Origin of the sequence: Escherichia sp. E14S1 (assembly GCF_004211995.1) — a bacterium.
Taxonomy (GTDB): Bacteria; Pseudomonadota; Gammaproteobacteria; order Enterobacterales; family Enterobacteriaceae; genus Escherichia.
Window position 1 is genome coordinate 180361 of the sequence record NZ_RHJQ01000010.1, and the last position, 14655, is coordinate 195015.

Genomic DNA, 14655 nt, shown 5'->3' on the forward strand with positions numbered 1-14655 from the left:
AAATAAGGAAAGAAGATGATTGAACAATTTTTCAGGCCCGACTCTGTCGAACAGGCGCTGGAACTGAAGCGCCGCTACCAGGATGAAGCCGTCTGGTTTGCCGGCGGCAGCAAACTCAACGCCACGCCAACCCGCACCGATAAAAAGATTGCCATTTCCTTACAGGATCTGGAACTGGACTGGGTTGACTGGGATAACGGCGCACTGCGTATTGGTGCAATGTCTCGCTTACAGCCACTGCGTGATGCGCGCTTTATTCCTGCGGCACTGCGCGAAGCACTCGGTTTTGTTTACTCTCGCCATGTTCGTAATCAGTCGACTATTGGTGGCGAAATCGCCGCCCAGCAGGAAGAATCGGTGTTGCTTCCCGTTCTGCTGGCTCTGGATGCTGAACTGGTTTTTGGCAATGGTGAAACACTGTCAATCGAAGAGTACCTGGCCTGCCCATGCGGTCGCCTGCTAACCGAAATCATCATTAAAGATCCGTACCGCACCTGTGCGACTCGCAAAATTAGCCGTTCCCAGGCTGGATTAACGGTAGTGACAGCAGCCGTAGCGTTGACCGACCACGACGGTATGCGAATTGCGCTGGATGGCGTCACCAGTAAAGCACTGCGTCTGCTCGATGTCGAAAAACAAAATTTGGAAGGCTATGCACTTGAACAGGCTGTCGCCAACGCCATTTTCCCGCAGGAAGATTTGCGAGGCAGCGTGGCCTATAAACGCTATATCACGGGAGTTCTGGTAGCCGACCTGTATGCCGACTGCCAACAGGCTGGGGAGGAAGCCGTATGAATATCCACTTTACTTTAAATGGCGCGCCCCAGGAGCTAAAGGCCAATCCTGGTGAGAACGTGCAAAAGCTGTTGTTTGGCATGGGTATGCACTCTGTGCGCAACAGTGATGATGGCTTCGGTTTTGCCGGTTCTGACGCGATTCTTTTTAACGGTAATATCCTTAACGCCTCCCTGTTGATAGCAGCACAGTTAGAAAACGCAGACATTCTCACCACTGAATCCTTAGGCAAATGGAATGAATTAAGTCTGGTTCAACAGGCAATGGTTGATGTCGGCGTGGTGCAGTCTGGTTATAACGATCCGGCTGCGGCCCTGATTATCACCGATCTTCTCGATCGCATCGCCACACCAACCCGCGAGGAGATCGACGACGCGCTTTCTGGTCTGTTCAGCCGCGATGCTGGCTGGCAGCAATACTACCAGGTCATTGAACTGGCGGTTGCACGTAAAAATAACCCACAGGCTACGATTGATATCGCCCCAACTTTCCGCGATGACCTTGAAGTTATTGGTAAACATTACCCGAAAACCGACGCTGCCAAAATGGTGCAGGCGAAACCCTGCTATGTTGAAGACCGCGTAACCGCTGACGCCTGCGTCATTAAAATGTTACGTAGCCCACACGCTCACGCACTGATTACCCATCTGGATGTCAGTAAAGCCGAGGCTTTACCGGGCGTTGTTCACGTTATTACTCACCTGAATTGCCCGGATATCTACTACACACCTGGTGGTCAGAGCGCACCGGAACCGTCACCGCTTGACCGCCGTATGTTCGGCAAGAAAATGCGCCACGTCGGCGATCGCGTGGCTGCGGTCGTAGCTGAAAATGAAGAAATTGCGCTCGAAGCACTGAAGCTCATCGACGTTGAATATGAGGTGCTTAAGCCAGTAATGTCGATTGACGAGGCAATGGCGGAAGATGCGCCTGTCGTACACGATGAACCGGTGGTGTATGTTGCTGGTGCGCCAGATACTCTGGAAGACGATAACAGCCATGCAGCCCAGCGCGGCGAGCATATGATCATCAACTTCCCTATCGGTTCTCGCCCTCGCAAAAATATCGCCGCCAGTATTCATGGTCATATTGGTGATATGGACAAAGGCTTTGCCGACGCCGATGTGATCATTGAACGAACCTATAATTCAACTCAGGCACAACAGTGCCCGACTGAAACACACATCTGCTTTACCCGCATGGACGGCGATCGTCTGGTTATCCACGCGTCCACTCAAGTACCGTGGCACCTGCGTCGCCAGGTTGCGCGTCTCGTGGGCATGAAACAGCATAAAGTTCATGTCATTAAAGAACGCGTAGGCGGCGGTTTTGGGTCTAAACAGGACATCCTGCTGGAAGAAGTGTGCGCCTGGGCAACCTGCGTGACCGGGCGTCCGGTACTGTTCCGCTACACCCGTGAAGAAGAGTTTATTGCTAACACCTCTCGTCACGTCGCGAAAGTTACCGTAAAACTGGGGGCCAAAAAAGATGGTCGCCTGACGGCAGTGAAGATGGATTTCCGCGCCAACACAGGACCTTACGGCAACCACTCACTCACCGTACCGTGTAACGGACCGGCGCTATCACTGCCGTTATATCCGTGCGATAACGTCGATTTCCAGGTCACCACCTACTACAGCAACATCTGCCCAAATGGTGCTTATCAGGGTTATGGCGCACCGAAAGGTAACTTCGCTATCACTATGGCATTAGCAGAACTGGCTGAACAGTTGCAGATCGACCAGCTGGAAATTATCGAACGTAACCGGGTACACGAAGGGCAAGAGCTGAAGATTCTCGGCGCAATTGGCGAAGGTAAAGCGCCGACCTCCGTTCCTTCTGCTGCCAGCTGCGCACTGGAAGAGATCCTGCGTCAGGGGCGTGAGATGATCCAATGGTCTTCACCTAAAGCGCAGGAAGGTGACTGGTGCGTGGGTCGTGGCGTCGCCATTATTATGCAGAAATCAGGTATCCCTGATATCGATCAGGCTAACTGCATGATCAAACTGGAATCAGACGGTACATTTATCGTCCATTCTGGTGGTGCTGACATCGGTACGGGTCTGGATACTGTGGTGACCAAACTGGCGGCAGAAGTGCTGTACTGCCCACCGCAGGACGTGCATGTTATCTCCGGTGATACCGATCATGCGTTGTTTGATAAAGGCGCGTATGCCTCGTCCGGCACTTGCTTCTCAGGCAACGCCGCACGTATGGCAGCGGAAAATTTACGCGACAAAATCCTTTTCCACGGCGCGCAAATGTTGGGTGAGCCACTGGAAGATGTTCAACTGGCAACGCCGGGTGTCGTTCGCGGCAAGAAAGGCGAAGTCAGTTTCGGGGATATTGCCCATAAAGGCGAAACTGGTACTGGCTTTGGTTCACTGGTGGGAACAGCCAGTTACATCACGCCTGATTTCGCCTTCCCGTATGGGGCAAACTTCGCTGAAGTGGCCGTCAATACACGTACCGGTGAAATCCGCCTGGATAAATTCTACGCCTTGCTGGATTGCGGTACTCCGGTCAACCCGGAGTTAGCGTTGGGGCAGATCTACGGCGCTACCCTCCGAGCTATCGGCCACAGCATGAGCGAAGAGATCATTTATGACGCCAAAGGACACCCATTAACGCGTGATTTACGCAGCTATGGCGCGCCGAAAATTGGCGACATTCCGCGTGATTTCCGCGCTGTGCTGGTGCCGAGTGACGATAAAGTCGGCCCATTCGGGGCGAAATCAATCTCGGAGATCGGCGTGAACGGTGCAGCACCGGCAATTGCTACCGCAATTCACGATGCTTGCGGCATTTGGTTACGCGAATGGCATTTCACACCGGAGAAAATACTCACTGCACTGAAAAAAATATAAATAATAAATGGCCGCTTCGGCGGCCAGTTTCCCTTGTATTAAAGATAACTAATTAGTAACTGCGAAAATGAGATAAGCCGTTCTCAAGGCGTCCTGCGCCCCAAATTCGTGGGAATTTATTTTACTGATTCAGATGATCAAATTTACTTTATAAAGGAGTGAAGGGATGTCTGATATAAACCATGCAGGTTCTGACCTTATATTTGAACTGGAGGATCGCCCTCCTTTTCATCAGGCTATCGTTGGTGCCATTACCCATCTATTGGCAATTTTCGTCCCAATGGTAACACCTGCGCTAATTGTGGGGGCGGCCTTACAACTTTCCGCAGAAACCACAGCCTACCTGGTTTCCATGGCGATGATCGCTTCTGGCATTGGTACCTGGTTGCAGGTAAATCGTTATGGCATCGTCGGTTCTGGTCTACTCTCAATTCAGTCAGTCAATTTTTCATTTGTGACAGTCATGATTGCGCTGGGTAGCAGCATGAAAAGCGACGGTTTTCATGAAGAATTAATCATGTCGTCACTCCTCGGCGTCTCCTTCGTTGGTGCCTTTCTGGTGGTCGGAGCCTCTTTTATTCTTCCTTATTTACGCAGAGTAATTACTCCCACTGTCAGTGGTATTGTTGTACTGATGATCGGCTTAAGCCTGATTAAAGTTGGCATTATTGATTTTGGCGGTGGTTTTGCCGCCAAGAGCAGTGGCACGTTCGGCAACTACGAGCATCTTGGTGTTGGTTTACTGGTGCTGATTGTGGTTATTGGCTTTAACTGTTGTCGCAGTCCGCTACTACGTATGGGCGGAATCGCCATTGGTCTGTGCGTGGGTTATGCGGTTTCATTATGCCTTGGCATGGTGGACTTCAGCAGTTTACGCAATCTCCCCCTCATTACTATTCCCCATCCTTTCAAATACGGATTTAATTTCAACCTCCATCAGTTCCTGGTGGTCGGCACCATTTATCTGCTTAGTGTGCTGGAAGCGGTAGGGGATATCACCGCCACAGCAATGGTTTCCCGCCGCCCTATCCAGGGAGAAGAATATCAGTCACGCCTGAAAGGCGGCGTGCTGGCAGATGGTCTGGTTTCGGTTATCGCCTCCGCCGTCGGTTCATTACCATTAACCACTTTTGCACAAAATAATGGCGTAATACAGATGACTGGCGTCGCTTCACGTTATATCGGGCGCAGCATTGCGGTAATGCTGGTTATCCTTGGATTATTTCCGATGATCGGCGGCTTCTTCACCACTATTCCCTCGGCAGTTCTGGGTGGTGCAATGACGTTGATGTTTTCCATGATTGCCATTGCGGGTATCCGCATCATTATTACCAACGGATTAAAGCGCCGTGAAACACTTATTGTCGCCACTTCTTTAGGTTTAGGACTTGGTGTTTCTTATGACCCCGAAATTTTTAAAATATTGCCCGCCTCAATATATGTATTAGTTGAAAATCCTATTTGTGCCGGAGGCCTAACTGCGATTTTATTAAATATTATCCTCCCTGGTGGCTACTGACAGGAAAACGTTCTGCCGGGTATTACCTCTGCGGAAGAGATGGATTAACAGTAAAGGAGTCAATGATGTCAGGGGAACACACGTTAAAAGCAGTACGAGGCAGTTTTATTGATGTCATCCGTACTGTCGATAATCCAGAAGAGATCGCTTCTGCGCTGCGATTTATTGAGGATGGTTTATTACTCATTAAACAGGGGAAAGTGGAATGGTTTGGTGAATGGGAACAGGGCAAGCATCAAATCCCGGACACCATTCGCGTCCGTGATTATCGCGGCAAACTGATAGTACCGGGCTTTGTCGATACGCATATTCATTATCCGCAAAGTGAAATGGTCGGTGCCTATGGCGAGCAGTTACTGGAATGGCTGAATAAACACACCTTCCCTACTGAGCGCCGTTATGAGGATTTAGAGTACGCCCGCGAAATGTCGGCGTTCTTCATCAAGCAGCTTTTACGTAACGGAACCACCACGGCGCTGGTGTTTGGTACCGTCCATCCGCAATCCGTTGATGCGCTGTTTGAAGCCGCCAGTCATATCAATATGCGCATGATTGCCGGTAAGGTGATGATGGACCGCAACGCACCGGATTATCTGCTCGATACTGCCGAAAGCAGCTATCACCAAAGCAAAGAACTGATCGAACGCTGGCACAAAAATGGTCGTCTGTTATATGCCATTACACCACGCTTCGCCCCAACATCTTCACCTGAACAGATGGCGATGGCGCAACGCCTGAAAGAAGAGTATCCAGATACGTGGGTACATACCCATCTCTGTGAAAACAAAGATGAAATTGCCTGGGTGAAATCACTCTATCCTGAACATGATGGTTATCTGGATGTTTACCACCAGTACGGGCTGACAGGGAAAAACTGCGTCTTTGCTCACTGCGTCCATCTCGAAGAAAAAGAGTGGGATCGTCTTAGCGAAACCAAATCCAGCATCGCTTTCTGCCCAACTTCAAACCTCTACCTGGGCAGTGGTCTATTCAACCTACAAAAAGCCTGGAAGAAAAAAGTCAAAGTGGGCATGGGAACTGACATTGGTGCCGGAACCACCTTCAACATGCTGCAAACGTTGAATGAAGCCTACAAAGTATTGCAGTTACAGGGATACCGCCTCTCCGCGTATGAAGCGTTTTACCTTGCCACCCTTGGTGGCGCGAAATCTCTGGGCCTTGATGACCTTATCGGCAACTTTTTACCCGGCAAAGAGGCTGATTTTGTGGTGATGGAACCCACGGCCACACCACTACAGCAGCTGCGCTATGACAACTCTGTTTCTTTAGTCGACAAATTGTTCGTGATGATGACGTTGGGCGATGACCGTTCGATCTACCGCACCTACGTTGATGGTCGTCTGGTGTACGAACGCAACTAATAATAAAACCTTAACATCCTCGTGAGGACATCATTATGTCTGGAGACATCCTACAAACACCGGTCGCACCAAAGCCACAGGGCGCGCTGGATAGTTATTTTAAAATAACCGCTCGTGGCAGTACCGTTCGCCAGGAAGTACTGGCAGGCTTAACCACCTTTCTGGCCATGGTTTATTCTGTAATCGTGGTTCCCGGCATGTTGGGCAAAGCTGGTTTTCCCCCTGCTGCAGTCTTTGTTGCTACTTGTCTGGTCGCGGGCTTCGGTTCGCTGCTAATGGGGCTGTGGGCCAATTTGCCAATGGCGATCGGCTGCGCCATCTCCTTGACGGCATTTACCGCATTCAGTCTGGTACTCGGGCAACAAATTAGCGTTCCCGTCGCGCTGGGCGCGGTCTTCCTGATGGGCCTCATCTTCACCGCCATCTCGGTAACCGGTATACGAACCTGGATCTTACGCAATTTACCGATGGGTATCGCCCACGGAACAGGCATTGGTATCGGCCTGTTCCTGCTGCTGATTGCAGCTAACGGCGTTGGTATGGTTATCAAAAACCCGATTGAAGGTTTACCGGTAGCGCTCGGGGCATTTACCTCTTTCCCTGTGATGATGAGCTTGCTGGGATTAGCGGTAATTTTTGGTCTGGAGAAGTGCCGCGTACCAGGAGGGATCTTACTGGTAATTATCGCCATCTCGATAATCGGCTTAATCTTTGACCCCGCGGTGGAATACCACGGTCTGGTGGCGATGCCGAGCCTGACAGGAGAAGATGGTAAGTCACTAATTTTCAGCCTCGACATTATGGGTGCACTCCAGCCAACCGTTCTCCCGAGTGTACTGGCACTGGTGATGACCGCCGTATTTGATGCCACCGGCACCATCCGCGCAGTAGCCGGTCAGGCGAATCTCCTGGATAAAGACAACCAGATAATCAACGGTGGTAAAGCCCTGACCAGCGATTCCGTCAGCTCGATATTTTCTGGGCTGGTAGGTGCTGCGCCTGCGGCGGTCTATATCGAATCTGCTGCAGGAACAGCTGCGGGTGGCAAAACAGGTCTGACAGCGACGATTGTTGGCTTACTGTTCCTGTTGATTCTGTTTTTATCACCGTTATCGTTTCTGATCCCCGGTTATGCCACAGCGCCCGCACTGATGTACGTGGGTCTGCTGATGCTAAGTAACGTCTCAAAACTGGACTTCAATGACTTTATTGATGCGATGGCGGGCCTGGTTTGCGCTGTCTTTATCGTCCTGACCTGTAATATCGTCACCGGCATTATGCTGGGCTTTGTAACTCTCGTAGTGGGTCGTGTTTTTGCTCGCGAATGGAACAAACTCAATATTGGTACTGTCATCATAACTGTCGCCCTAGTCGCGTTTTACGCGGGTGGCTGGGCTATCTAGAAGAACCTCCGCGCCATACAGCGCGGAGTTTTGTCAGAGTGGATTCTTGCCGCTGGCAGCAATACGCTGCAGGCGGACTCGCCTGAGTTCTCCTTCGGTTAACAACTGCAACGCCTGCGTCGGGCAAGATGCAACGCAAGCCGGTCCCTCTTCCCGCTGTTCGCAAAGGTCACATTTCACGATTTCTGGCCGAACATTTCCCGGCAACATTTGAATTGTGATCATCCCAAACGGACACGCGCTGACGCAACTCTGGCAGCCGATACAACGGGCAGAATTTGCCTGCACCACCTGCTCACCCATCGTCAGCGCCTGCACGGGGCAGGCCCCAACGCAAGGCGCATTTTCGCACTGGTGACACATCACCGGAGCACTAATTCGATCCAAACGCTGCACCTTTAAGCGAGGCAAAAAGAAGCTGGCATTTAAAGTCTGCTCTGACGGATGGGCGACAACACAGGCTACTTCACAAGTGCGACAGCCAATACAGTCAGCCGGATTAACGATAATTAACGATTTCATCACGATGCCTTCGTATCAAACATAGTTAACATATCGCGCGCCGCCTGCCGTCCTGCCGCCATTGCAGTGACAACGAGATCCGCACCATGAACCGCGTCCCCCCCGGCAAAGACCTTTTTCAGATGCGTCTGAGTAGCGAAATATCCCGCGTCACCGGTTTTAATCAGTCCCCATTTATCGAGTTTTATTCCACTCCCCTGTAACCACGGCATTGCATGTGCCTGAAAACCAAACGCCATAATCAGAACATCGGCGGGCAGTTCAAACTCAGAGCCCGCCACCGGACGTGGACGACGGCGCCCATCTGGTCCCGGCTCGCCCATTGCGGTACGAATCAGGCCCACCGCAGTTAAACGCCCATCATCGTCACAAGCAATATATTGCGGCTGAACATTGAACTGAAACTCAACGCCTTCCTCGCGCGCGTTGACTACCTCTTTACGCGAACCGGGCATACTGACTTCATCACGGCGATACGCGCAGGTCACACTGGCAGCATTGAGGCGGATGGAAGTACGCAAACAATCCATTGTCGTATCGCCGCCACCCAAAACCACGACGCGTTTACCTTCAACATCCGTCAGCGGATACTCTTCAGACTCCGGCAGTCCCATAAGCTGGCGGGTATGGGCAGTCAGGAACGGGAGCGCCTGAATGACGCCCGGCGCATCTTCATGCGGCAGATCTGCACGCATCATGCCGTAAGTCCCCACGCCGAGGAAAACAGCATCATATTCCGCCGTTAATTCGTTGAAAGAGATATCGCGGCCAATTTCACAATTGAGATGAAAGTCGATTCCCATTGCGGTGAATATCTCCCGCCGCTGGCTTAATACCATTTTATCGAGCTTGAACGGAGGAATGCCAAAAGTCAGCATACCGCCAATTTCTGGATGGCGATCAAAGACATCAACATGAACACCCGCCCTCGCCAGAATGTCGGCACATCCCAGCCCCGCGGGTCCTGCGCCAATTACCGCCACTTTTTCTATGCGGGGAACAACCTGGCTGACATCAGGACGCCAGCCCATCGCCAGCGCAGTATCAGTAATATAGCGTTCCAGATTACCGATAGAGACTGCGCCAGAGTGATCTTTTAAAGTACATGCGCCTTCACAAAGCCGGTCCTGCGGACACACCCTACCGCAAATTTCCGGTAATGAACTGGTCTGGTGGCAGAGTTCTGCCGCTTCAATAATCTTCCCTTCCTGCACCAGGCGGACGTAATCAGGGATAGCGTTATGCAGCGGGCAATGCCAGTTACAGTTGGCTTTTTCGGCGCAATAGACACAACGGTCGCTTTCATACGCTGCTTGTTTTTGATCAAGGCTGCAATAAATTTCGCCAAAGTGGGTCTTCCGCTCGCTTGCTGTAACTTTATCCGCCCCTTTGCGTGGAGTGACAGGCAGCAATGCCTCGCGACGCGATGATTGTGGTTTTTCCGATGCTTTTCCCTCCGCCGTCCTGCGCTGTCGCAGCGTTTTCATCTGCTGCAAGCCGCTCTCATCCATCAGCCGCAACGCCTGGGTTGGGCAGACTTCAATACAGGCTTGCGCGCCGGAATTGCGCTGGTTACAAAGGTCACATTTCTGCGCAATAGCATCGACCATCTCAATTACCCCAAAGGGGCAAGCGATTGCGCATCTTTTACAACCAATGCATTTTTGTTCGTCCAGTTGTACGCTATCGGGCTGGAAAGTCAGAGCATTTACAGGGCAAGCCGTAACGCAGGGGGCATTGTTGCAATGATGGCAAGCCACTGGATTTGCAGCCAGACCTTTCCCAACAACGTGGATACGGGGTCGAAAATCACCATGACTCTGCGGCCAGTTTTCTTGATTATGAGCCACCGCACAGGCAATTTCACAGGCATGACAGCCTATACATTCCGCAGCATCAGCAGCGATAAACTTGTTCATTTGCATCCCTTTCATTTGATGAGTTATGTCTTCTCAAATGTCGCAATGCAATAAACGGGCATATATGAGGAAACGAGTCAGTTTTAATTATAATTTTGTGAGAGATATCAAATTATCGCCCCTCAATCTGTGCCGTTTTCAATATTTAAACATCGCCGTTCAAAAAAATGCCATCCGGATAAAAAGTATTAAATACGAGAGTGCGACATGCCAGAATGATTAATGAAATATCAATATGAGAAAATTAAAGATAATTTCATTGTCTATTTTTATTCTCATTTTCTCGGTTTAACCCCGATTATGTGATTGCCCCCGCATTTCCATCTTGTAACGTCCCCTCCTTGTGAAAACTGGCATCCCACGAGCATGTCATTAAAGAGTTTTAGTGAACGTAAACGGTTGCTTTTTACTCTGGCGAGCGAAAGGAGAAAGACTGATGAGCGCCATAGATTCTCAAATTCCCTCATCTTCAGGGCAAGACCGCCCAACGGATGAGGTGGACCGCATATTATCACCAGGAAAGCTGATCATACTCGGTCTGCAACACGTCCTTGTTATGTACGCAGGCGCAGTCGCCGTCCCACTGATGATTGGTGACAGACTCGGACTCTCGAAAGAAGCTATCGCAATGCTGATTAGCTCCGATCTCTTTTGCTGCGGTATCGTCACATTATTGCAATGTATCGGCATTGGTCGCTTTATGGGAATTCGCCTGCCGGTGATTATGTCGGTTACCTTTGCGGCTGTAACACCAATGATTGCCATTGGGATGAACCCGGATATCGGTCTGCTGGGGATTTTTGGCGCGACCATTGCGGCCGGTTTTATCACCACGCTATTAGCACCACTTATTGGTCGCTTAATGCCTTTATTCCCACCGTTAGTTACCGGTGTGGTTATTACCTCTATCGGCCTGAGTATTATTCAGGTAGGCATTGACTGGGCTGCTGGCGGTAAAGGAAATCCACAATATGGCAATCCGGTTTATTTAACCATTTCCTTCGCCGTCTTAATTTTCATCTTGCTTATCACCCGTTACGCCAAAGGATTTATGTCCAATGTCGCCGTATTACTGGGGATTGTATTTGGCTTCTTGTTGTCGTGGATGATGAATGAAGTGAATCTGTCTGGGCTGAATGATGCTTCGTGGTTCGCCATTGTCACGCCAATGTCGTTTGGTACGCCAGTTTTCGATCCGGTTTCCATTCTGACCATGACCGCAGTGTTAATCATCGTATTTATTGAGTCGATGGGGATGTTCCTGGCCTTGGGGGAAATTGTCGGTAGAAAACTTTCTTCACAAGACATTATTCGCGGGCTACGCGTAGATGGCATAGGGACAATGATTGGCGGCACGTTTAACAGCTTCCCGCATACTTCCTTTTCGCAAAACGTTGGCCTGGTCAGCGTGACGCGCGTTCACAGTCGCTGGGTGTGTATCTCTTCCGGGATTATATTAATCATGTTCGGGATGGTACCCAAAATGGCGGTGCTGGTGGCTTCCATTCCGCAATTTGTACTAGGCGGTGCAGGATTAGTAATGTTCGGTATGGTGCTGGCGACGGGGATCCGCATTCTGTCGCGCTGTAACTACACCACCAACCGCTACAACCTTTATATCGTGGCTATTAGCCTTGGCGTGGGTATGACCCCGACGCTTTCTCATGATTTCTTTTCTAAGTTACCGGCTGTACTGCAACCGTTGTTACATAGCGGCATTATGTTGGCGACTATCAGTGCGGTGGTGCTGAACGTCTTTTTCAATGGTTATCAGCATCATGCCGATCTGGTGAAGGAATCTGTTTCTGATAAAGATTTAAAAGTCAGAACAGTGCGTATGTGGCTTTTGATGCGCAAGCTAAAGAAAAATGAGCATGGTGAATGATATGAACCTATTAATACGCACTATATTCAGTCTGTTATTACTCTTAATGATCTCCATCCCTGTCATTTCTGACTGCGTGGCAATGGCTATTGAAAGTCGCTTCAACTATATGATGCTGCTTTTTTAAATGACCTTTCTCTGTCAGCATCCGCTCAAAACGGGCGGATGCCGATAAACACTCACTTGGTTAATCATTTGACTCTTCAGTTATCTATAATGACGAGTGATTAGAATTACATGTGAGAAATTATGCAAACGGAACACGTCATTTTACTGAATGCACAGGGAGTCCCCTCGGGTACGCTGGAAAAATATGCCGCACACACGGCAGACACCCCCTTACATCTCGCGTTCTCCTGCTGGCTGTTTAATGCTAAGGGACAACTGCTGGTTACCCGCCGCGCACTTAGCAAAAAAGCGTGGCCAGGCGTGTGGACTAACTCGGTGTGCGGTCATCCACAACTGGGCGAAAGCAATGAAGAGGCGGTAATCCGCCGTTGCCGCTATGAACTGGGCGTGGAAATAACGTCACCCGAATCGGTTTATCCAGACTTCCACTATCGCGCCACTGACCCGAATGGCATTGTCGAAAATGAAATGTGTCCAGTCTTTGCCGCACGAATTACCAGCGCGTTACAGCCCAACGGTGATGAAGTGATGGATTATCAATGGTGTGATTTATCAGATGTTTTGCGCGCTATTGATGCTACGTCGTGGGCGTTTAGTCCGTGGATGGTGATGCAGGCAGCCAATAGCAAAGCCAGAAATGTATTATCTGTTTTCGCAAAGAGAGAATAAAAAACCCCGACAAATGCCGGGGTTAAGTGCATACGCGTAACGCTTATTTTACCGGACGCATTGCCGGGAACAGAATAACGTCGCGGATGGTATGGCTGTTGGTGAACAGCATTACCATACGGTCGATACCAATTCCCAGACCAGCTGTCGGCGGCAAACCATGTTCCAGTGCGGTGACGTAATCTTCGTCGTAGAACATTGCTTCGTCGTCGCCTGCATCTTTCGCTGCAACCTGATCCAGGAAGCGCTGCGCCTGATCTTCGGCATCGTTCAGCTCGCTAAAGCCGTTACCGATTTCACGACCGCCAATGAAGAACTCAAAGCGGTCAGTGATTTCCGGGTTAACGTCGTTACGACGCGCCAGCGGAGAAACTTCTGCCGGATATTCAGTAATGAAGGTCGGCTGAATCAGATGTGCTTCTGCCACTTCTTCGAAGATCTCGGTAACGATACGGCCCAGACCCCAGCTCTTCTCAACGTGGATACCGATAGATTCAGCAATCGCTTTCGCAGAGTCGAAGTTGTCCAGATCTGCCATGTCGGTTTCCGGGCGATATTTCTTGATCGCTTCACGCATGGTCAGTTTTTCGAACGGTTTACCGAAGTCCAGCGTTACGTCGCCGTAGGTCACTTCCGTCTTACCGAGAATATTCTGTGCCAGAGTACGGAACAGCGATTCAGTCAGTTCGATCAGATCTTTGTAATCTGCGTAAGCCATGTAGAGTTCCATCATGGTGAACTCTGGGTTATGACGTACGGAGATACCTTCGTTACGGAAGTTACGGTTGATTTCGAATACACGCTCGAAGCCACCGACCACCAGACGCTTGAGGTACAGTTCCGGCGCGATACGCAGGTACATGTCGAGATCCAGCGCATTGTGATGGGTGATAAACGGACGCGCAGCGGCACCACCCGGGATCACCTGCATCATCGGGGTTTCAACTTCCATAAAGCCGCGATTCACCATGAACTGGCGAATACCGGACAGAATTTGCGAACGCACTTTAAAGGTGTTGCGGGATTCATCGTTAGAGATGAGATCCAGATAACGCTGACGATAGCGCGCTTCCTGATCCTGCAAGCCGTGGAATTTATCCGGCAGCGGACGCAGTGCTTTGGTCAGCAGACGCAGCTCGGTACAGTGGATAGACAGTTCGCCGGTTTTGGTTTTGAACAGTTTACCTTTCGCGCCGATAATATCGCCGAGATCCCATTTTTTGAACTGCTCGTTGTAAACGCCTTCCGGCAGATCGTCACGGGCAACGTACAGCTGAATGCGGCCACCCACATCCTGCAGGGTAACGAAAGACGCTTTACCCATAATACGGCGGGTCATCATGCGGCCAGCAACGGCAACTTCGATGTTCAGCGCTTCCAGTTCTTCGTTCTCTTTACCGTCGAATTCTGCGTGCAATTGGTCAGAGGTATGATCGCGACGGAAATCGTTCGGGAAGGCAATCCCCTGCTCGCGCAGGTTCGCCAGCTTCTCACGACGCGTTTTCAGTTCATTGTTAAGATCGACTACCGCGTCAGCGCCCTGTGCGTGTTGTTCAGACATGTTG

Annotated in this window: 12 protein-coding genes; 8 read left to right on the forward strand and 4 right to left on the reverse strand. The window is 50.5% G+C overall.

The features are described 5' to 3' along the window. Positions 1–15 precede the first annotated feature (15 nt). The 5 genes from ygfM (at position 16) to ghxQ (ending at position 7966) form a co-directional block, all read left to right on the forward strand. Positions 16–795, forward strand: a complete 780-nt coding sequence (gene ygfM, locus D9734_RS12425; protein ID WP_130207804.1) for a molybdopterin-dependent oxidoreductase FAD-binding subunit — start codon at positions 16–18, stop codon at positions 793–795. Further along, positions 792–3662 (forward strand): molybdopterin-dependent oxidoreductase Mo/Fe-S-binding subunit, encoded by a 2871-nt coding sequence (locus tag D9734_RS12430; protein ID WP_130207806.1) that lies wholly within the window; start codon positions 792–794, stop codon positions 3660–3662. Before ygfM ends, D9734_RS12430 begins: the two co-directional genes overlap by 4 nt. A gap of 166 nt (positions 3663–3828) precedes the next feature. Beyond that, a complete protein-coding gene (gene xanQ, locus D9734_RS12435; protein WP_130207808.1) occupies positions 3829–5181 on the forward strand; it encodes a xanthine/proton symporter XanQ in 1353 nt (450 codons plus the stop codon). 65 nt (positions 5182–5246) lie between these two features. Then, positions 5247–6563, forward strand: a complete 1317-nt coding sequence (guaD, locus tag D9734_RS12440; protein WP_130208049.1) for a guanine deaminase — start codon at positions 5247–5249, stop codon at positions 6561–6563. Between the two features lie 35 nt (positions 6564–6598). Continuing rightward, the gene (ghxQ, locus tag D9734_RS12445; protein WP_130207810.1) at positions 6599–7966 is read left to right on the forward strand and encodes a guanine/hypoxanthine transporter GhxQ; all 1368 of its coding nucleotides are present in this window, start codon (positions 6599–6601) and stop codon (positions 7964–7966) included. A gap of 33 nt (positions 7967–7999) precedes the next feature. Here ghxQ and D9734_RS12450 read toward each other — a convergent pair whose 3' ends face one another. Then, positions 8000–8488, reverse strand: a complete 489-nt coding sequence (locus D9734_RS12450) for a 4Fe-4S dicluster domain-containing protein (RefSeq protein ID WP_130207812.1) — start codon at positions 8486–8488, stop codon at positions 8000–8002. Next, positions 8488–10407, reverse strand: coding sequence for a formate-dependent uric acid utilization protein YgfT (ygfT, locus tag D9734_RS12455; RefSeq protein WP_130207814.1), 1920 nt, complete (start codon positions 10405–10407; stop codon positions 8488–8490). The genes D9734_RS12450 and ygfT overlap by 1 nt, the downstream gene beginning before the upstream one ends. Before the next feature lie 436 nt (positions 10408–10843). Between ygfT and uacT the strand changes: the two genes are divergently transcribed. Together uacT and D9734_RS12465 are read left to right on the forward strand one after the other, a co-directional pair. Continuing rightward, positions 10844–12292, forward strand: coding sequence for a urate/proton symporter UacT (gene uacT / locus D9734_RS12460; RefSeq protein WP_130207816.1), 1449 nt, complete (start codon positions 10844–10846; stop codon positions 12290–12292). A 1-nt stretch (position 12293) separates the two neighbouring features. Beyond that, complete coding sequence (locus tag D9734_RS12465) at positions 12294–12419, forward strand: hypothetical protein (protein ID WP_130207818.1); 126 nt, start codon at positions 12294–12296, stop codon at positions 12417–12419. A gap of 14 nt (positions 12420–12433) precedes the next feature. Here the strand turns inward: D9734_RS12465 and D9734_RS12470 are convergent, their stop codons facing one another. Continuing rightward, on the reverse strand, positions 12434–12487 hold the full coding sequence (locus D9734_RS12470; RefSeq protein ID WP_123057966.1) for a hypothetical protein: 54 nt from the start codon (positions 12485–12487) through the stop codon (positions 12434–12436). Between the two features lie 54 nt (positions 12488–12541). Between D9734_RS12470 and idi the strand changes: the two genes are divergently transcribed. After that, entirely contained in the window at positions 12542–13090 is a 549-nt protein-coding gene (gene idi, locus D9734_RS12475) for an isopentenyl-diphosphate Delta-isomerase (RefSeq protein ID WP_130207820.1), read from the forward strand. Positions 13091–13133: 43 nt separating this feature from the next. Here the strand turns inward: idi and lysS are convergent, their stop codons facing one another. Further along, positions 13134–14651, reverse strand: a complete 1518-nt coding sequence (gene lysS, locus D9734_RS12480; protein ID WP_130207822.1) for a lysine--tRNA ligase — start codon at positions 14649–14651, stop codon at positions 13134–13136. Positions 14652–14655 lie beyond the last annotated feature (4 nt).